The 19,742-nt window shown below is 59.6% G+C and carries 16 protein-coding genes and 1 tRNA gene; 12 read left to right on the top strand and 5 right to left on the bottom strand.

The genetic code is table 11. The features are described 5' to 3' along the window. Positions 1-20: 20 nt before the first annotated feature. Both glmU and HMPREF2896_RS03925 read right to left on the bottom strand, forming a co-directional pair. Complete coding sequence (gene glmU, locus HMPREF2896_RS03930; protein WP_070646267.1) at positions 21-1,484, bottom strand: bifunctional UDP-N-acetylglucosamine diphosphorylase/glucosamine-1-phosphate N-acetyltransferase GlmU; 1,464 nt, start codon at positions 1,482-1,484, stop codon at positions 21-23. Between the two features lie 65 nt (positions 1,485-1,549). Then, positions 1,550-2,809 carry an MFS transporter gene (locus HMPREF2896_RS03925; protein ID WP_070710712.1) on the bottom strand — a complete coding sequence of 420 codons (1,260 nt, stop codon included), beginning with the start codon at positions 2,807-2,809 and terminating at the stop codon, positions 1,550-1,552. A 70-nt stretch (positions 2,810-2,879) separates the two neighbouring features. On the opposite strand from HMPREF2896_RS03925, the gene HMPREF2896_RS03920 reads away from it, so the two are divergent. Both HMPREF2896_RS03920 and HMPREF2896_RS03915 read left to right on the top strand, forming a co-directional pair. Beyond that, a complete protein-coding gene (locus HMPREF2896_RS03920; protein WP_070717937.1) occupies positions 2,880-4,514 on the top strand; it encodes a multicopper oxidase family protein in 1,635 nt (544 codons plus the stop codon). 292 nt (positions 4,515-4,806) lie between these two features. Continuing rightward, positions 4,807-5,526 carry a trimeric intracellular cation channel family protein gene (locus tag HMPREF2896_RS03915; protein WP_210388741.1) on the top strand — a complete coding sequence of 240 codons (720 nt, stop codon included), beginning with the start codon at positions 4,807-4,809 and terminating at the stop codon, positions 5,524-5,526. 374 nt (positions 5,527-5,900) lie between these two features. On the opposite strand, the gene rhuM is transcribed toward HMPREF2896_RS03915, so the two are convergent. Next, the gene (rhuM, locus tag HMPREF2896_RS03910) at positions 5,901-6,896 is read right to left on the bottom strand and encodes a RhuM family protein (protein ID WP_141754759.1); all 996 of its coding nucleotides are present in this window, start codon (positions 6,894-6,896) and stop codon (positions 5,901-5,903) included. Positions 6,897-7,461: 565 nt separating this feature from the next. On the opposite strand from rhuM, the gene HMPREF2896_RS03905 reads away from it, so the two are divergent. From HMPREF2896_RS03905 to HMPREF2896_RS03895, 3 genes are read left to right on the top strand one after another with little or no spacing between them, the layout of a single operon-like run. Continuing rightward, entirely contained in the window at positions 7,462-8,070 is a 609-nt protein-coding gene (locus HMPREF2896_RS03905) for a TetR/AcrR family transcriptional regulator (RefSeq protein WP_070646275.1), read from the top strand. Between the two features lie 12 nt (positions 8,071-8,082). Further along, positions 8,083-11,721 carry a transcription-repair coupling factor gene (mfd, locus tag HMPREF2896_RS03900; RefSeq protein ID WP_070717889.1) on the top strand — a complete coding sequence of 1,213 codons (3,639 nt, stop codon included), beginning with the start codon at positions 8,083-8,085 and terminating at the stop codon, positions 11,719-11,721. Then, on the top strand, positions 11,721-12,203 hold the full coding sequence (locus tag HMPREF2896_RS03895; protein WP_070447088.1) for a hypothetical protein: 483 nt from the start codon (positions 11,721-11,723) through the stop codon (positions 12,201-12,203). The genes mfd and HMPREF2896_RS03895 overlap by 1 nt, the downstream gene beginning before the upstream one ends. On the opposite strand, the gene HMPREF2896_RS03890 is transcribed toward HMPREF2896_RS03895, so the two are convergent. Beyond that, on the bottom strand, positions 12,200-13,687 hold the full coding sequence (locus HMPREF2896_RS03890) for an amino acid permease (protein ID WP_070646282.1): 1,488 nt from the start codon (positions 13,685-13,687) through the stop codon (positions 12,200-12,202). The two genes, HMPREF2896_RS03895 and HMPREF2896_RS03890, sit on opposite strands and share 4 nt — an antisense overlap. An 81-nt stretch (positions 13,688-13,768) precedes the next feature. Between HMPREF2896_RS03890 and HMPREF2896_RS03885 the strand changes: the two genes are divergently transcribed. Further along, the gene (locus HMPREF2896_RS03885; RefSeq protein ID WP_070447080.1) at positions 13,769-14,386 is read left to right on the top strand and encodes a MazG nucleotide pyrophosphohydrolase domain-containing protein; all 618 of its coding nucleotides are present in this window, start codon (positions 13,769-13,771) and stop codon (positions 14,384-14,386) included. Here HMPREF2896_RS03885 and HMPREF2896_RS03880 read toward each other — a convergent pair. Further along, positions 14,383-14,805, bottom strand: coding sequence for a hypothetical protein (locus tag HMPREF2896_RS03880; RefSeq protein ID WP_070717885.1), 423 nt, complete (start codon positions 14,803-14,805; stop codon positions 14,383-14,385). The genes HMPREF2896_RS03885 and HMPREF2896_RS03880 overlap by 4 nt on opposite strands. A gap of 239 nt (positions 14,806-15,044) precedes the next feature. Between HMPREF2896_RS03880 and HMPREF2896_RS03875 the strand changes: the two genes are divergently transcribed. From HMPREF2896_RS03875 to HMPREF2896_RS03850, 6 genes are all read left to right on the top strand, one after another. Continuing rightward, positions 15,045-15,836 (top strand): lysozyme family protein, encoded by a 792-nt coding sequence (locus HMPREF2896_RS03875; protein WP_070717883.1) that lies wholly within the window; start codon positions 15,045-15,047, stop codon positions 15,834-15,836. Between the two features lie 142 nt (positions 15,837-15,978). Continuing rightward, a complete protein-coding gene (eno, locus tag HMPREF2896_RS03870) occupies positions 15,979-17,256 on the top strand; it encodes a phosphopyruvate hydratase (RefSeq protein ID WP_070447074.1) in 1,278 nt (425 codons plus the stop codon). A gap of 235 nt (positions 17,257-17,491) precedes the next feature. Next, positions 17,492-17,995 carry an FtsB family cell division protein gene (locus tag HMPREF2896_RS03865; protein ID WP_070646291.1) on the top strand — a complete coding sequence of 168 codons (504 nt, stop codon included), beginning with the start codon at positions 17,492-17,494 and terminating at the stop codon, positions 17,993-17,995. A 34-nt stretch (positions 17,996-18,029) separates the two neighbouring features. After that, complete coding sequence (locus tag HMPREF2896_RS03860; protein ID WP_070717880.1) at positions 18,030-18,578, top strand: DUF501 domain-containing protein; 549 nt, start codon at positions 18,030-18,032, stop codon at positions 18,576-18,578. 16 nt (positions 18,579-18,594) lie between these two features. Beyond that, positions 18,595-19,557, top strand: coding sequence for a Ppx/GppA phosphatase family protein (locus HMPREF2896_RS03855; RefSeq protein WP_070447068.1), 963 nt, complete (start codon positions 18,595-18,597; stop codon positions 19,555-19,557). Positions 19,558-19,635: 78 nt separating this feature from the next. Further along, positions 19,636-19,712, top strand: a tRNA-Leu gene (locus tag HMPREF2896_RS03850). Positions 19,713-19,742: the final 30 nt, after the last annotated feature.

Raw genomic sequence — 19,742 nt, 5'->3', positions numbered from 1 at the left:
AGATATCCCTTTACTTGTCGTTAGTTGGTGGTCTGGTCGTCAGCCTTGGCGTCCTGTGCCTTGTCGGCTGCTTCCGCTGCCGGCGTGCCCGGGCGCTTCTTTTGCACCCAACCTTCGATGTTGCGCTGCTTGCCGCCGGAGACCGCGAGCGCTCCCGGGGGAACGTCGTCCTTAATTACTGTACCCGCACCGGAGTAGGCGCCATCACCGACGGTAACGGGAGCAATGAACATGGTGTCCGAGCCAGTGCGCACGTGGCTGCCGATGGTGGTGTGGTGCTTGTTGACGCCGTCGTAGTTGACGAAGACGGAGGAGGCGCCAATGTTGGAGTAATCACCCACGGTGGCATCGCCGATATAGGTCAGGTGGGGAACCTTGGTACCGCGGCCAATCTGGGCCTTCTTCGCCTCGACGAAGCCGCCCAGCTTGCCTTCTTCACCCACGATGACGCCGGGGCGGATGTAGGTGAACGGGCCAATCTGCGCATTGCTGCCAATGACGGAGTCGAAGCCGTGCGTGCGCACCACGCTGGCGCCTGCTCCGACCTGCATATTGGTCAGGGTGGTGTCGGGGCCAATCTCGGCGCCATCGGCGATGGTCGTCGCACCCCACAGCTGGGTATTGGGGTGAATGACAACGTCCTGGCCAATGGTCACGTTGACGCCGATCCAAGTGGTATCGGGATCAACGATGGTGGCGCCGCCACGCATGGCTTCCTCGACCACACGGCGGTTGAGAAGGCGGCCGGCCGCGGCCAACTGCACGCGGTCGTTGACACCGGAGAGCTCCTCCGGATCAGCAGCAACGTGCGCGCCGACGCGGTGGCCGGCCTCGCGGGCGATCTCCAGCACATCGGTGATGTAGAGCTCACCCTGGGCGTTATCGGAGTTGAGCTTCGTCAGGGCGTCGCGAAGCACGGCCCCATCGAATGCGAAGACGCCGGAGTTGACCTCGCGCACCGCGCGCTGCTCTTCGGAGGCATCCTTCTGCTCCACGATGGCGGTGACAGAACCATCCTCGGCGCGCAGCACGCGGCCGTAACCGGTGGGATCCTCCAGAGTCATGGACAGCACGGTCACGGCGTTAGCTTCGCCGGTGTGGGCCTCATGCAGCTGACGCAGGGTCTCCGGGCGTAGCAGGGGAACGTCACCGTTAGTCACGATGACGGTGCCATCGAAATCAGGCAATGCACTCAGGCCGCACTGCACGGCGTGGCCGGTACCGTTCTGCTCTTCCTGGATGGCCTGGGAGACCGCGCAGTCCAGCTCCTCGGAGATGGCATCGACGGCAGGGGAGACCTGGTCGCGCTGGTGGCCCACGACGACCACGAGGTGCTCTGGGTGCAGGCCAGCGGCTGCGTGGAGGGCGTGTCCGAGAAGTGACCTCCCGCCAATCTCATGCAACGTCTTCTGGGTTGAGGATTTCATGCGGGTACCTGCGCCTGCTGCAAGGACGATGGCGGCGCAGTTAGTTACTTCAGCCACGAGTGTGTGCTTCTCCTGTGATTGGGGATGTCAGGACTTACTTTTTTCATCATAACGCGTACGTCCTATTTTCCGCGTGATACCTCCGGAAGTGCGCGGGCACGCCATGCTCCAAGTAGCCCGATGCAGGCCAGGAACAAAATGGCCGCCGAGGGGCCAGCCAAAGCGATCACGGCGGAGATACCGCCGATCACGAGGAGGATGACGCCCATCATGGTGTTCGCGGCTCCGACGTAGCGGGTGCGTTTATCCTCGCCCGCCATATCCACCACATAGGTCTTGCGCGCCACGCGAATGGCAGCGTGCGCCAGGTTGACCAGGAAAAATCCGAGGGGAAGCGCCCACATGCTTACCGCTGTCGGTGCCCACGCCGCACAGGCCACGATGGCCAGCAAGATGATCGCCGCGGCACCTGCGGCCCAGGACATGACCAAGCGCGACGACTTATCAGAGAGCACACCGGATACACGGCCGCCCACGAGGCTGGCCAAGCCCGAGGCCAAGACGAAGCCACCGAGCCCACTCAAAGCCTGCGAGCCGATGCTCTGTGAAAGCACCACGATGAAGGAGGTGGATAGGGCAGACACCAGCAGCAGGGCGCGAACGTTGACGAAGCTGCGGAAGCGCGCATCCTGGGTGTATAGCTGCCAGGTATCCTTCCACCAGCTGCGGTTCATACCTTCCCGGCCGGAGTTTTCTGGCACCGGCTCCTCGATGCCGCGAAAGACCGCTGCCGCCAGGAACCACGTGGCTGCGCCGATGGCCAGCAACGCCGCCAAACCCCAGCGCGGGAGCTCACCTAGTACAGCGAGGATGACGCCAGTAATAAGGGTGACTGCGCCGCCGAGCTGTGTAGCGCGACCGGTCACCACTCCTCGGTGCCCCTTGGAGATGGTGCGGCCTTGCACGTCCTTGCCGGTCAGCGAACACAGCGCGCGGAGTACGGCAAGCGCCGCAAGGGCGAGGCAGACGATGAGGCCGAGGAGGGGGCCTTCGACAAGCACGGCAGCCGCCGCGATGATCGCCGCGCACAGACCCTGGCCCACCGAGCCCAGCACCCACAGGCGTTTGCGAGCTGGGTGGGTGAGCACCCACGGAGTCCAGGCGGCTTGGGGGAGCATGGAACCGGACTCGCGCAAGGGCACCAGCAGGCCGGTGAAGAAGCCTGGGACCCCGGCCACACTGAACAGCCAGGGTAGGACCGTCTTTCCGGAGAGTAATTGATCGCCCACACCTTGCAGGCCGTTCGACCAGACGAAGCGGCGGGCATTGGCGGACTCGTTGGAGGGTGAGGAGCCGTGGGGAGATGCAGAACGCGAAGCCATGACTGTGATCTTAAGCCCGGCTCGCTCCAATCCGGGTCCTAAGGTTCACTTGATCTCTATCCTGGGAGGCATGTCTATCTCCGCTCGCCCTACAGTATCCCGCCGTATGTTCGTCCAGGGTTCCGTGCTCACTGTCGCCGGTGCCGCCGTGATGGGGCTGAGCGCCTGTTCCGCCTCGGGATCGAAGAATCAGCCGGAGCCGCTGGGCTACGACGGCGAGCCGCGCGCTCTGCCCATTCCGCCTGTGGAGGAAGGAGAGGTTGTCGACGGCACACGCGTATTCAAGCTCACCGCCCAAGACGGCTACTCGGAGATCCTCCCCGGTAACGACCGCACGCGGACGTGGGGCTTCAACGGTCCGTTCTTAGGCCCCACGCTGCGCGCCCGCCGCGGTGAGAAGGTCCGCGCGGAGATCACCAACGACCTCATTGAGATGACCACGGTGCACTGGCACGGCATGAAGCTGCCAGCCTACTCGGATGGCGGCCCTCACTCGCCGATTGAGGTGGGCAAGACCTGGAAACCCGAGTGGGAGATCATCCAGCCCGCGGCCACCCTGTGGTACCACCCGCACCCGCATATGGCCACCGCCACGCACGCCTACCGAGGGTTGGCGGGCATGTTCCTCATCGATGACGATGTGGCCGATAACCTCGACATTCCACAGGAGTATGGCGTGGATGACATCCCAGTCGTCATCATGGATGCCAAGTTCACCGATGACGGCCAGATTGATGAAAAGAGCGATAACACCCTGGGCCTTCTGGGCACCACGCCTCTGGTCAACGGCATCACCAATGCGCGCTTCGACGCCACCACGCGCCGGGTCCGCCTGCGCCTGCTCAACGGCGCTTCGATGCGCTTCTACACACTGGAGCTTACAAACGGCCCCTTCCACGTCATCGCCACGGACACGGGGCTTCTCGACGCCCCCGTGGAAGTCGACTCCCTCTTCCTCGGTCCCGGCGAGCGCGCCGAAATCATCGTGGACCTGGAGCCCAGCAAAGAAGTGCAGCTGCGTTCGGTGCCGCGCAAGGATAACTTCGGGGTGCCCAAAGACAAGGATGCGGCTGACTTCGGCTTCCAAGATTCCTTCGACCTGCTCACCATTTCCGGGCCGGAAGAGTCCGCGCCCGAAGCCCCCGCCCTGCCGGCAACGCTTGACCCCGCTGCGGCGAAGACCCCGTCCACGCAGGGCCTTGAAGAGCGTGAGTTCGTGCTCAACACCTTCATGATCAACGGTGAGCAGATGGACATGGCCCGGGTGGATACCGTCATTGACCACGACGCCCCGGAGATCTGGACCGTGACCAATGAGAACTCTGACTGGCCGCACAACTTCCACATCCACAACGCCCGCTTCAAGGTTCTGGATTGGGACGGCGATGAGAAGATGGATGTCTTCAATTCTGGGTGGAAAGACATTGTCAACCTTCCGCCGAAGGTGACCGCACGCCTGCTGGTGGAGTTCGGCCACTTCCCGGATAAGACCATCCCGTACATGTACCACTGCCACATGCTGTTGCATGAGGATGAGGGAATGATGGGGCAGTACGTCATGGTCAACAAAGGCGAGAAGCCCGACGTGCGCGTGAAGCCCGCCGCCTTAGTCTTCGACCAAACCGCCACCGCGCACTCCGCCCACGCCGGTCAGGTGGTGGACTCCTCCCGCAGCCCCTATGCGACGCCGGAGGCGAGGGCCTAACCTTTCACGATTCGCTCGTAGGCACGGCCGGCTAGCGCTGAGCTGTGCCAGCGGGGTGCCGATGCGGAGGAGCTTGAAACTTGCCAAAGTGCAGACTCGCCCCGTGCGTCGCCAAGCAATGTGTTGGTGCTTCACGACGCCCACCTGGGGGTCTGTACTTCCAGGTCTGCACATTTGGTAAAGACGACCGTCAGTAGGGTTCCTTTGAATCACACTGAGGCGGCACGGGGATAGTGAACTGAATCAAATTCACCATCATGATGTGAGCAGTACGCTAGGGTCAGTATCTGTGATTCAGGACGTCGACCCCCTCATCCATTCCCTGTACCAGGTCTTTGACCTCATCGGTGTGGTGCTCAATGGCATTATCGGTGGAACGATTGCGCGCCGGAGGGAATTCGACATTATTGGTTTCGTCTTTCTGGCGCTCTTTTCGGCGCTGGCGGGTGGAATGATTCGTGACATGCTGATCTCTAGCGGTCCGGCAGCAGCTATCTCTGATCCGCTGTATCTCACTCTGGCGTGTGTGGGTGCGCTCATTGCGTTTTTAACGGATTTAAAGGGCAAGGCCTGGGAAATCTTTCTTGAGCACGCGGATGCTGTCATCTTGGGCGTGTGGTGCACGACTGGGTGCGTGAAGGCGCTGACCCATGGAATGCCGTTTATTGCCTGTGTTTTCTTGGGCGTCTTGACCGCAGTGGGTGGCGGAATGGTGCGCGATGTTGCTTCCGGCCAGATTCCCTCGGTCTTTGGCGGCAGCCCGCTTTATGCCGTGCCGGCGGTGCTTACAGGAATCGTGATGGCATCCTTCGCGCACTTCGACCAGTTTGCCCTCGGCATGGTCATCTCGCCCTTCGTGGGCTTTGGCCTAGCAGTTATGGCTTATTGGCGCGGATGGGTGCTTCCGCGAGCCGGCATTGCTCCCTTGAACTACACCGCGGCGCAGGTGGCGTCGATTGCGCGGAAAGCTGAAATTAGGGGTTTTAGGCGAGGGCGCAGAAAACGTAAATAGGTTCTCGCGAGATTTGAATCTATTACTTGCTCAATACGGTCAGTTTCACGCGGCCCCGGAGGCTCTCGTCCAGCGCTTTCTCGATATCTTCCTTCACTTGTCTCCATACGCGTCATTGCACCGTCGAAGCATATACGGTGCCCGGGGCACGCAGCTGCCCGCTACGCTGCTTGGTCCGCAATAGTGCTTTCGGACCAAGATCTTTACTCCGCTTAACCTGCTTCTCGATCACATGGGCAACTGCCACCGCGTGATGCTCATGTATCTTAGGAGTGCATAGCCATATCTCGTTACCCACCGTTTACTGCGTTGCTTGTGAGGAGGGTACCGTTTCGGTCCTGCGCTGCGTAAACCAGGACATCAGATTAATAAATTTAATCCTCACCCTGTTTCATGGTCTTGATTTCGGCCTCTAGAGCTTTCATGTCTATTTCGTTGACCTTAGAATCGAGTTGGCGTTGGTAAGCATTCCATTCCTCCTCGGCTTTGTTTACTGCCTGCTTGTGTTTCCTCTTCCCGTATCCTTTGAGGACTTCGCGTTCATTGAAGACGAGCCAGGCTTCCGTTTTTTCCACCCAATCCTTCAAGAGCATGGTTTTTCCCATCTCGGCTTGGTCTTCTGCATAGTCTAAATACATTGTGGTGAGCCTGCGCATACGCCTAGCTTCGTCTTCGTCAAGGAAGTTTTTCGCAATGCCCATGTCGCTTTTGTGGGGCGATTCTCCGCCCCATGTCGTGAGCCCGGCGTATGGCTTAGTGTGGTCTGCGCGTTCCCAGATTAGCTCTGCTGCGGTTCGGCCGTGGGTGGCGAAGTGGAGTCGGTTTTGAATCCCTGCGAAGAATTGTTGGACTTCTTTAAATGATTTCTTCTCTTGATAGTCAGCGCTGGTTGCGGCTATGACGTCACAGATTTTGCGGAAGAATTGGCGTTCGGAGACTCGAATCTCTCGAATGGTTTCAAGTAATTCGTCGAAGTGGGTGTCAGCGCCATTGTTCTTGAGTTTTTGAGCGTCGATAGCAAAGCCCTTGGTGAGGTATTCGCGTAGAACTTCTGTGGCCCATTTTCTAAATTGTGAGCCGCGTGGACTTCGTACGCGATAGCCAACGCTGAGAATCATGTTTAGGTTGTAGTGATAAACGGACCGGGTTTGACCTGGTACTTTCAAAAGTTGTTTGAAAGTAGCTTCTGGTCCTAATTCGCCTGAGCGTGTGATTGACTGAATATGGTGCGAGACGGAAGCTGTGGTGACGTCGAAGAGATCGGCCATCTGCTTCTGGGTGAGCCAGGCGTCGTTGTCTTTTAGTTGGAGTCTTACGTGGGCTTTACCATCTTGGGTGGTGTACATAGCGACTTGGTCGGGGGCAGTCAATGGTAACCTCTCCTCGGTTTTCTCGTACTTCCTGCTTGTTCAGTGACGAGTCGGCAGCGAATTTGTTCGGCTCGTGATCAAGCTCGCGGACAGCGCTGTCATCCTCACCCTGCAGTGAAACAGAGGCACCGGACATGGGGGCAAGATACGGGATATCTTCACGTTCGAGCACGTCGTCAAAGGTTTCTGCCCAGTGGGCGAGTATATTATCGATGCGGCGCGCGACATCTGCATTTACCTGTTGCTCTGTAAGTGTCCGGAGCGGTTTCCACAGGTTCCGAAATATCGCCGGCGCAGTAGCCCGCAATCTGCATAGAAACAGATGGACGGTCTATGCTAATCAGCTTCCCCACCAGGACTCGAACCTAGAATGACGGTACCAAAAACCGTAGTGTTGCCGATTACACCATGGGGAAACGCGCTCACATTATGAGCGCTGGGGGACATGTTACCCGACGGGTGCGTATCAGACCTAAACAGGTGGCCAAGACTCGCATTCCCGTTGCTTGCGGCTTACTTTTAGCTGGTGCGGGCCATGTCCAGTGGGGGAGATACAGTAGAAGGCATGGTTCGACAAAGGATGACCGGGCGTGAGCGCCGTGAGCAGTTGATCTCCATAGGACGTGCGGCCTTCGCAGAACGTGGTTTCGAAGGCGCCAGCGTTGAGGACATTGCAGCACGCGCTGGTGTGTCCAAGCCGGTGGTCTATGAGCACTTTGGAGGCAAGGAAGGCCTCTATGCTGTCGTCATCGACCGCGAGCTTGTCGCGTTAGAGAAGGTTGTGACGGATTCACTGCAGACAGGGTCGTGGCGCGAGCGCATCGAGCAGGGGGTCGTCGCCTTGCTGACCTACGTGGAGGAGGAGACCGATGGTTTCTTGATCCTCGTGCGTGACTCCAAGCCAGGGGAGGAGCGTAGTTTCTCCACGCTGTTGAACACGGCGGTAAATCAGATTGCGCATATCCTCGGTGAGGCCTTCGAACACCGTGGTCTCGACCCCGAGCTGGCAGTGCTCTACGGCCAGGCGCTCGTCGGCATGGTGGCCACCACAGCGCAGTGGTGGTTGGACGTGCGCGAGCCTTCGCGGGAGACCGTCGCAGCACACATCGTTAACTTGTGCTGGAATGGTCTTTCCGGCATGGAAGCAGCACCGAAGTTGAAGGGAGCTAAGTAGGTGGCAACGCCGATGCTGGGCGGGCTACTCAAGGTAGCCGCCTCAGATCCGAAACTTAAAGGCCTCGCCTCCCAAGTGGGGGAAGCCTCATTGCACATTACTGGCATTGACCAGGCGCGCCCGTGGGCGATCGGTACGCTGGCACACCATGCGCCGGTGCTGGTGGTGACTGCCTCCGGGCGTGAGGCGGAGGACCTCACCGCGGAGCTGACGGCCATGCTGGGGGATAAGGTCGCCTACTTCCCAGCCTGGGAGACGCTTCCACATGAGAGGCTGTCGCCGGCCCCGGATATCGTCGGCAAGCGCGCGCGTGTGCTCGACCTAGTGGGGGCGGGCAAAGCCCAGGTGGTGGTGACCTCTGCCCGCGGGTACTGCCAGCCCATCCTGAGCAAGGTGGAGGGGCGTGCACCCATCTTCCTGAAGGAAGAAGATGAGCACGAGCTTTCTCATATCCTGTCGGAGCTGGAGTTTCGCGCCTATAAGCATGTGGATATGGTGGCCAAGCGCGGTGAATACGCCACGCGCGGCGGAATTCTCGATGTTTTCCCCACCACCTCGGATTACCCGGTGCGTGTGGAGTTTTGGGGCGATGAGATTACGGATATTCGCCAGTTCTCCGTGGCGGACCAGCGCGCCATCCCGGAGATTGAGGTCGGCGAGGTTGCCATCTATCCCGCCCGGGAGCTGCCGATCACTAATGAGGTCGCCGCACGTGCCCGCGAGTTGGCGCAGAAGTTCGGCGGCAATGCGGCGCTGGCAGAACTGTTGACCAAAGTAGGGGAGCACATCCCGGCTGAAGGTATGGAAGCTGTGCTGGCGGTGCTTGCCGCCGAGCCCTTCGTCACCCTCCCCGAGCTCCTTGCAGCAGGCACCCATGTGTTGCTCGTGGCACCGGAAAAGATCCGCACCCGCATTGCAGACCTGGAATCCACCGATGCGGAGTTCTTGGCGGCCGGCTGGGAGGCCGCCGCGATGGGCGCAGACGGTCCGCTGGCTGCTGAGGGCTTGGATACCTCGGCGTCGAGTTACCGCTCCTATGAGTCCCTTGAGGCGACGTGCCGGAATATCGAGTCCCCGCTGTGGACTTTTGCCCCGCCGGGGATGTTCGCCGCCGCCGAATCGGAGACCCTGCCGTTGGATTTTGAGCCCGGACCTACTCCGCGTGGTGATATCCCAGAGATTGATGCCATGATGGCGCAGCTTTTAGCGCACACCACCGCCGGCGGACGTGCCGCCTTCATTGCCCCTGCGCAGGGTGCGATCAAACGCATGGTGGAGCGCTTCGCGGAAAAGGGCATTCCCACCAAGGTGGCCACTCCTGGGTGGGAGCCGAGCCCTGGTGAGGTCACCCTCTACCAGGCCTTGTCCCATGCGGGTCTGGTGTTCCCGAAGGTGCGCAAGCTGAAGGATGCTGAGGCGCTGCCACTGGTCGTCATCACGGAAACCGATCTGACGGGTAACCGTGTGGGCGATATTGCGGGGGCGAAGCGTCGCCCAGCAAAGCGCCGCAACCGCGTGGATCCCCTCGCCTTGAAGCAGGGCGACTACGTGGTGCATGAGACCCATGGAATCGGTAAATTCCTCAAGATGGCCGAGCGCACCGTCCAATCCGGTGATGAGACCTCCCGCCGCGAGTACATCGTGCTGGAGTATGCGGCATCCAAGCGCGGGCAGCCTGCCGACCAGCTGTGGGTACCCATGGATTCGCTGGACCTGCTAAGCAAATACACCGGCGGTGAGGCACCGACGCTGTCCAAGATGGGCGGCTCGGATTGGAAGAACACTAAGAAGAAGGCGCGCGCCGCGGTGCGCGAGATCGCCGGTGAGCTGGTGGAGCTTTATGCCAAGCGCCAGGCAGCACCGGGCCACCAGTTTGGGCCCGATACCCCGTGGCAGGCGGAGATGGAGGATAACTTCCCCTTCATCGAGACGGAAGACCAAATGCTGGCCATCGATGCCGTCAAGGAAGACATGGAATCCACGGTGCCGATGGACCGCGTGGTCGTCGGTGATGTGGGCTATGGCAAGACCGAGGTGGCAGTGCGCGCAGCCTTCAAGGCGGTGCAAGATGGCAAGCAGGTGGCGGTCCTTGTGCCCACGACCCTGCTGGCGCAACAGCACGCCGATACCTTCCGCGAGCGCATGCAGGGCTTCCCAGTGGATATCGAGGTGCTCTCGCGCTTTACTTCGGCCAAGGAGTCCAAGGAGATTCTCGCCGGTTTGGCGGATGGTTCCGTGGATATCGTCATCGGCACACACCGCCTGCTGCAAACAGGCGTGCAGTGGAAGAACCTAGGCCTCATTGTGGTGGATGAGGAACAGCGCTTTGGCGTGGAGCACAAGGAACACATCAAGGCGCTCAAGGCCAGCGTGGACGTGCTCACCATGTCCGCGACCCCGATTCCGCGCACCTTGGAGATGTCCATGGCGGGCATCCGTGAAATGTCTACGATTTTGACCCCTCCGGAGGACCGTCACCCGGTCCTGACCTATGTGGGTGCGTACGAAGACAAGCAGGTCGCCGCGGCCATCCGCCGTGAGCTGCTTCGCGACGGCCAAGTCTTCTTCATCCACAACAAGGTCGCTGACATCGAAAAGAAAGCACGCGAACTGCGGGACCTAGTGCCGGAGGCGCGCATCGTTGTCGCGCATGGCCAGATGAACGAGGACGTGCTTGAGCGCACCGTCCAAGGCTTCTGGGATCGCGAATTCGACGTCCTGGTGTGTACCACCATCGTGGAAACCGGCCTGGACATCGCTAATGCGAATACCCTCATCGTGGAAAACGCTCACCACATGGGTCTATCCCAGCTGCACCAGTTGCGCGGGCGCGTGGGCCGCTCCCGCGAGCGCGGCTACGCCTACTTCCTCTACCCGAAGGGCGCCACGCTGACGGAGACTTCCTATGACCGTCTGGCCACCATCGCCCAGAACAACGATCTGGGCGCGGGCATGGCCGTGGCTATGAAGGACCTTGAGATGCGCGGTGCCGGCAACGTGCTGGGCGCCGAGCAGTCCGGCCACATCGCCGGCGTGGGCTTCGATCTCTACGTGCGCCTCGTCGGCGAGGCCGTAGAGACCTTCAAAGCGCTTGCCCGCGGTGAGACCCCCGTGGTCACGGACGAAGGGCCAAAGGAAATCCGCATCGACCTGCCGGTGGACGCACATATTCCGGAGTCCTATATCAACTCCGAGCGGCTGCGCCTGGAGGTTTACCGCAAGCTTGCAACGTCCAAGGACAACGCGGACCTGGCACACGTGGTGGAAGAAATGCAGGACCGTTACGGGCCTGTCCCGGAGCCTGTGGAACGCCTTCTCGCGGTAGCGCGCCTGCGCCACCAGGCCCGCCGGGCCGGGGTCAGCGATATTACCGTGCAGGGCACCCGCATCAAGGTTCACCCGGTGGAGCTGGCAGATTCCAAACAGGTACGCCTCAAACGCCTCTTCCCGGGCTCCAATTACCGCGCGGCGGCCAAGGCCATCCAGCTCAACTTCCCCAAGGCTGGCCGCAATGTCACCGACCCCAAGCTGCGAGACATTGAACTCCTGCAGTGGATGGCGGATTTCTTGGCATCGATGTTCGAACTCGAGCGCGTTGACGTCAGCGGTGCTAAGACTAAAAAGAACGTCATTAGCGTAGGAGAAAAATAATGAACGCCGCGAACAACCACAGTGGGCCGAGTAGAGCTAATCCCCGAATCATCATGATGGTGGTGTGGATGTTCGCGGCGTTGTTCAGTATCCCCGTCTCCCTGGTTATCAAGTTCAGCGGTGAGAATGGCGGCTGGCTCACCTTCATGTTGGTGATGTTTGGGATCTTCCTAGTTGGCATTTGGGTGTTGCTCGGGTTACTCCCGCTATTCATCCGCGCTGATTACCCAAGCCGGTTGGAGTGGGCGTGGGTGTCAATGGCATTGCTGTTTATCGGCTTCATTGTGGGCAATGCCAACCTGCCCGATTTCGGGGACATTGGGCCAGCCACCGTGCCGACGTGGTGGTCCGGCAACGAGGAAGCGGCCGAAATTACCGGCGGCATTTTCCTCGTTATCAGCGCCATCGGCCACGTGCTCTGGCTGACCAGCTGCATCGCGTATGCAGTACTGTCACATCGCTCGGAACCCGAGGCCTTCTAAAGCACCAAACGGCCGGTGCCCAAGCCCCACACCGCGGCCACCGCGCCGATAATCACCAGTGCCACCACGAACCACTCAAAAGTGTTGAATACGCGTTCCTTCTTGTACAGGCGGGTAGCCACGTAAGGAATCATGCTGGGGACCACGGCCAGTGCACCAAGCAGCACGTAGACCGGGTCAGCAGCGTAGATGAGCCACAGTGAGTAGATGAAGGCGACCAAGCCGATGAAAAAGTGTCGGCGATTTTCGCGGCGGCTCACCTCCGGGCCCGAGATGTCGAAACGCACCCCGGCATGTGGGTGCGTTAGGCCCTTGCCGCGCACGGCCAAGAGAACTAGGTACAGCGAGGAGAAGATGTAGGGCAGCAGGTACATGATTGTAGCTAGCTGCACCATGGCGTTATAAGAGGTCTCGTTGAGGAAAAAGATAATGACGAAGAGCTGAATCGTCAGCGTTGAAATCAGCTGCGCTACCCATGGCGCGCCGGCAATGTTTACGGTGCCGATCTTGCGGGGGAGAAGGCCATCGACAGCCATCATGACGATTGGCTCTGCGCACAGCATCTGCCAGGACACGTAGGCACCGAGCACAGAAAGGCACAGACCAAGCGAGATGAGCGCACCACCCCATTCACCCACGGCGGCGGTGAGCACGGAGGCCATCGAGTTATCCGGCAGCGCGGCGAGCTCCTCCTGGGTGAGTACACCGAAGCTCAGCGTGGACACGGAGACCAGCAGCGCCAAGACGCTGATGAAGCCGATGACGGTGGCACGGCCGACGTCGGAACGGGTGCGGGCTTGCTTCGAGTACACGGATGCGCCCTCTACGCCGATGAAGACCCACACGGTAAAGAGCATGATGCCCTGTACCTGCTCGAAGAGGGACTTATCGGAAGTCTTGCCCCAGATATCCAAGGTGAACTTGTCCCAGCTGAAACCCACGAAAGCGAGGATGATGATGAAGGCCAGGATGGGCACAATCTTGGCTACGGACGTCACCATGTTCATGATGGCCGCCTGCTTAATCCCGCGTGCGAGAACAGCAAAGATACCCCAGGACAACAAAGACACTGCGATGGCAGAAACCCAGCGGTGGTCGGCGTCAAAGAAAGGGACGTAGTGGCCGATAGTGTTGAAAAATAGGGTGGCGTAGCCCACCTGCGCCATCACGGAGCCGAGCCAGTAGCCCCAACCAGAGGTAAAGCCGATGAAATCACCCAAGCCGGCACGGACATAGGAGTACACGCCGGAGTCGAGATGTGGCTTGCGGTGAGCCAGGATCTGAAAAACGAAGGCAACAGAGAGCATGCCCACGCCAGCAATGAGCCAGCCGATGAGCATGGCACCAGGGCCGGCCACGGAGGCGATGTTTTGCGGAAGAGAGAAAATTCCGGCGCCCACCGTGGAACCGATGATGAGCGCGACGAGCGTCCACAGCGTCACGGAGTGCGTGCGCGGCGATTCGGTGAGATTGGAAGTGGTCATTGGTTAAAAGTACCCCTTTAGGCGGGCTTTTGTGCAACTGCAGCGAATGTTCATAGGGCCCGGGACCTATACTCGTTGTTTATGACTGTCCTGTTGTTAGATCCGCGCTGGCCCACCCTAATACCCATGGAGGCCGTTGGAAAACTGCAGGGACCTGTTGTTTTTACCGATGAAGTTCCTGTGAAAGTTCGCTGGGACTTCGACCAGTTACTGAGCGGTGAGGATCCTGCAGGCCACGGTGTTGTGGTGAGCACGGACCCCTCCCATCCGCAGGTGCGCGCGCTTATCGACGCCCACGCGGAGCTCATCCTCGCCCCTTCCTTGGAGGATCCGATGTGGCAGGCGCGCGAGGTGATGATGCGCGCGCGGCGCATAGGGGAGTGGGAGCGCGACCAAACCCACGAGACCCTGCTGCCATATATGGAGGAAGAGTCCGCTGAGTTTGCCGAGGCAGTGCGGGAACATGCTTCGGATGCTGAGCTGCTGAAGGAATTGGGCGATGTCTTCCTGCAGATCCTCTTCCACGCCGAAATCGCGGCGCGCCGTGGGGCCTTCAACCTTGATGATGTTGCGATGTCTTTCGTCAACAAAATGCGCTCCCGCGCGCCCTACCTTTTTGATGGCTCAGAGGACATCGTGGGGGTAGAGGAACAGGAGCGCTTGTGGGCCGAAGGTAAGGCCCGAGAAAAGAAGGACTAGCCCTTCTGGATCATGGAGGACAGTAGGGGAGCGTAGTCCGCAATCTTGGAGGACAGGCCCGTGCCGCCGGTGGCGATGGTGTCTTCCTTGACAATCTTGCACTCGAGAGCGCGGTCAGCGGTCTGGCCGGCGTACTTCACCGCGGCAAAGGCCAGCGGGCCGAGTTCCTCGGTGGTGCCCAGTGCAGTGAGGTTCTTCGAAAGCTGGTTGCGGGTGGTATCCGGAGTCAGAAGCTCGACTTCGGTGCTTCGATCGATGAGCGTGAGGGTGCTGCGCAGGGCGTTGCAGTCAGCGGACTGGATGCCCTGGGAAAGGAAGCCGCCCAGCTCAGTGAGGGAAGCGGCGGAGGCGGTACCGGGTGCGATGGCACCCAGAGTAACAATGGCGGAAGCAGTAGCGAGGATACGACGGATGGACATGGAACTCCTTGACTAAGAGAAAAGCACGTTTCTAGAACGGACAGTGATAGAACGTGGAGCACCAGCGGGGCCTCGGCTCTCTGTTCAACGCTGCAGTGTAGCGCAGAATGTTACGCATGGGAACATTTTGACATAACTTTTGTTTCGCAAATTTCGTAGGGCGTGCCTATATAGTCGCCTCGTGGTGCCCTCTGTGTCGCTAGACCCCCTTCGCGCAACGGGCTGTAGTATTCACCTTTATGACGCAGGGGCTTAGGAGGATCGGGGGCTGTGGCCTTGGAATTGTCTTAGCCATCATTCTGATCATTTCCCTGGTGGCCTGGAGTCTTTCCTTCCTGGATAAGCCATCCCCGTTCCGGCAGCTTTCCCCTGTCCCAGAGGATCTTCCACCGGTCGGCGGGGCAGAAGTGCCCAATATTGATGTCGACGGTCCGGGGCGCACGGCGGATAAATTGACGTGGTGGTCCGACCAGCTTGCTGATGCCACCAGCATCCCCGATCAAGCCTTGCGGGCCTATGGCAATGCGGAGTTGATTGCGCTGGAGTCCTGGCCGAACTGTAATCTGCGCTGGAATACCCTTGCGGGGATCGGTTGGGTTGAAAGCCGTCACGGGACCTATAACGGCAACCTCTTTCACCGTTCTACACTCGATGAGAACGGCTACCCCGACCCACCCATCGTGGGTATACCTCTCGATGGTACGAACAACACCACCATGGTTCCGGATAGTGATGGCGGCGTGATTGACGGCGATACCGACTTTGATCGCGCCGTCGGACCGATGCAATTTATCGCTTCTTCGTGGGAGCATTTAGGTCGTGATGCCAATGGCGATGGGGTGGCTGATCCCAACCAGATTGATGATGCTGCGCTAGGTGCCGCCGCATTGTTGTGTTTTGGGGATAGGGACCTTTCCACGCCGGAAGGCTGGCGCTCAGCCGTCCTCAACTACAACCAATCGGAGGACTACCTGCGTAAAGTGGCGGCAGCGGCGAATTCCTACGCCATTGATCAGCCTGCGACGTCCTAGTCTCTTCCTAGATCTTTGTCACGTTGTCCGTTTAAGCCCGACACGTTCCGAAGTTTTCTGGAACAATTGGCTGCAGGTGGTTTGGGAGCACCTCCCAGAACACAAACCAAGATCAATTTGGCTCTATAGGAGTGAAAGCAGCATGGCTGACATCATCCACGTAATGGCACGCGAAATTCTTGATTCCCGCGGCAACCCCACCGTTGAGGCTGAAGTCTTCCTCGACGATGGCGCACGCGGTGTCGCCGGCGTTCCGTCTGGCGCTTCCACCGGTGTTCACGAGGCTCACGAGTTGCGCGACGGTGGTGACCGCTACTTGGGCAAGGGCGTTCTTAAGGCCGTTGAGAACGTCAACGAAGAGATCGCTGATGAACTTGCCGGCTTCGAGGCCGATGACCAGCGTCTCATTGACCAGGCCCTGATCAAGCTGGACGGCACTGAGAACAAGTCTCGCCTCGGCGCCAACGCCATCCTGGGCGTTTCCATCGCAGCAGCTAAGGCCGCTGCCGAGTCCGCTGGCCTGCCGCTCTACCGTTACGTCGGTGGCCCGAACGCCCACGTCCTGCCCGTTCCTATGATGAACATTCTCAACGGTGGCTCCCACGCTGACTCCGGCGTGGACGTCCAGGAGTTTATGATCGCTCCGATTGGCGCAGAGTCCTTCTCCGAGGCGCTGCGTCAGGGCACTGAGGTTTACCACGCACTCAAGAACGTCATCAAGGACAAGGGCCTGTCCACCGGTCTGGGTGACGAGGGTGGCTTCGCTCCGTCTGTCGAGTCCACCAAGGCAGCGCTCGACCTCATCGTTGACGCAATCAAGAAGGCTGGCTTCGAGCCGGGCAAGGACGTTGCTCTGGCACTAGACGTTGCTTCCTCCGAGTTCTTCAAGGACGGTAAGTACCACTTCGAGGGCGGCGAGCACACTGCTGAGGAGATGGCCAAGGTTTACGAGGAGCTCGTTGCTAAGTACCCGATCGTGTCCATTGAGGACCCGCTGCAGGAAGATGACTGGGAGGGCTACACCAAGCTCACCGAGACTATCGGTGACAAGGTTCAGATCGTCGGCGATGATTTCTTCGTCACCAACCCGGCACGCCTCCAGGAGGGTATCGACAAGAAGGCTGCTAACGCTCTGCTGGTCAAGGTCAACCAGATTGGTACCCTGACCGAGACCTTTGATGCCGTCGAGCTGGCTCACCGCAACGGCTACCGCACCATGATGTCCCACCGCTCCGGTGAGACCGAGGACACCACCATTGCTGACCTCGCAGTCGCCCTGAACTGTGGCCAGATCAAGACGGGTGCTCCGGCCCGCTCTGAGCGCGTAGCCAAGTACAACCAGCTGCTGCGTATTGAGCAGGAGCTGGGCGATGCCGCTGTTTACGCCGGCCGCTCCGCATTTCCGCGCTTTCAGGGCTAAGTTTGCCACTAGCCTCTAGTGGCAGTCTTCTCGGACTGTCCGCTGAGCTAGCGCTAGTTCAGAAGGTGTCACAGGAAACTGTGGCACCTTTTGCGTTGGGAGGGTAGCTGCAGAGCCCAAGTTGACGCGGAGCACGTACCGGAACGGAATTTGAACTTCTGTGACACGTGTTATTTCTGAGACACGACGCGCGCCGCACAGCACTGGGGCCGGTCCGGGATACAATGGCTTCCCGATGGCACGCACTATTTCTCCTCGTACGAAGCGCCGGAACACCGTTCCGGTACACACGCGTGCCCGCGATGCGCAGCGCACCAAGCGGAAGAAGACCCCGGTCCAGCCTAAAGGCCTGGACATTCTGGGCGTCGGTGTGATCATTGCCGTTATTCTCGTAGTCTTGTTATCCATTGCTGTCCCGCTGCGCAATTACTACCACGGCCAGTCAGAAATTGCCCGCCTAGAAAGCTCTATTGCCGCCAAGCAGGCCCATAAGGATGAGCTCCTCACCGAGATTGATAAGTACAACTCGGAGGAGTACGTCAAGCAGGAGGCGCGTCGCCGGTTCGGTGTGATGGATGAGGGTGAAACGGCCTTCCGCATTATGGATCCGCGCATGGACTCGGGTGACACGGTAACCTCGGAGCGTCGCGAGGATACCGATGACCGCGAGTGGTACGCGGTGTTGTGGGATTCTGTAGCGGAAGAAGCAGAGAATCAACCGCAAGCCCCTGCTGAATAGGACTCAACCATTCCTCCGTGTCACAATGGTTCCTATGACCGTGACCGATGCTGATCTTGAAGTCGTCCGCGAACAACTGGGCCGCACCCCACGCGGCGTCGTGGACATTGCATACCGCACTCCGGACGGAGCCCCGGCGGTTATTAAGACCGCGCCTAAGCTTCCCGACGGCACCCCGTTTCCCACCCTTTATTACCTCACCGATCCGCGCTTGACTGCTGAGGCATCGCGCCTTGAGGTTGCCCATGTCATGAAATGGATGGAGCAGCGCCTTGCAGAGGATGAGGGCCTGCAGAAGGATTACCAAGCCGCGCATGAACACTACCTGGCAACGCGCAACGCCATGGAAGACCTAGGTACTGACTTTTCCGGTGGTGGCATGCCTGAGCGCGTGAAGTGCCTTCACGTCCTCATTGCGTACGCCCTGGCGGAGGGGCCAGGCCGCGTACGTTTCGGCACCGAAGCCGTAGCGATGGCCGCAGAACACGGTAAACTTCGAGGAAGCGCCATCCCAGAGGATTGGCCCACCGTGGGGGACCTGGGCATTGATATGGCCCAGTTCGATTTTTCTAACGCCGGTTAAGAGAAAGGCTAGCCTTATGACACGCGTCGCTGCTGTCGACTGCGGAACCAACTCCATCCGCCTGCTTATCAGTGAGATTCAGGAAGATGGAAAGATCCGCGATATCTCCCGCACGATGGAGATCGTTCGTCTCGGACAGGGCGTCGACGCCACCGGCGAGTTTGAACCAGAGGCCCTTGCGCGGACCCGCGCGGCGCTCGAGGGCTACGTCAAACAGATGAAGTTTGAGAAGGTTGAGCGCGTGCGGATGGTGGCCACTTCAGCCACCCGCGATGCCAAAAATCACCGCGAATTCTTTGACATGACTGAGGAACTGCTCGGTCAAGTCCAGTCTGGTGCTCGTGCGGAGGTTATCTCCGGCGAGGAGGAAGCACTGCTGTCCTTTACCGGCGCGGTGGGGGATCTGCATTCTGAAGAGGGCCCATATTGCGTTATCGATTTGGGTGGTGGTTCGACGGAGTTCGTCGTTGGCACCATCGACGGTGAGATTCTCGGCTCCCACTCGGCACAAATGGGATGTGTGCGTCTTACCGAGCGCATCATGCGCAATGATCCGCCCACCGAAGCGGAAATTGAGATCGCTACGGATTATGTGGCTGAGCGCATGGCCGAAGTCGAGAAGATCGTTCCTATCGATAAAGCCCTGACCTTCGTTGGCTGCGCCGGTACGTTTACGACTCTTTCCGCGCTGGCCCAGGGAATGGAGCGCTACGATGCCGATTCCATTCATGGCTCCGAGCTGCGTTTCGACGCCCTGCGGGTGCTCACCCGACAGATGATTGGTCTGCCTTCGGATGTTCGCGCTCTCAACCCCGTCATCCACCCTGGACGCGCGGATGTCATTGGCGGTGGATGCGTGGCAGTCGAGGGCATCATGACGATGATTGAACGCAATAGCGAGGCACGTTCTTTCTTCATCAGTGAGAAAGACATCCTCGATGGCATCATTACTGGCCTTGCAGCAAAATTAGCGGGCTAAGGCCGGAAGGCTACGCAGAAGCCGACCCTATTTTCAGTTCATGACTATCCGTGCCCTAAGATAAGTGGGCACGGTTTGGCCCCCATAGCCCAATCGGCAGAGGCAGTCGACTTAAAATCGATTCAGTGTGGGTTCGAGTCCCACTGGGGGCACCATGTGAAGTCTCGAGACATCGTTCCGGTCGG

It is taken from the genome of Corynebacterium sp. HMSC069E04 (assembly GCF_001813175.1).
In the GTDB taxonomy this organism is placed as follows: domain Bacteria; phylum Actinomycetota; class Actinomycetes; order Mycobacteriales; family Mycobacteriaceae; genus Corynebacterium; species Corynebacterium aurimucosum.
This window is presented reverse-complemented; position numbering and strand designations above follow the sequence as displayed.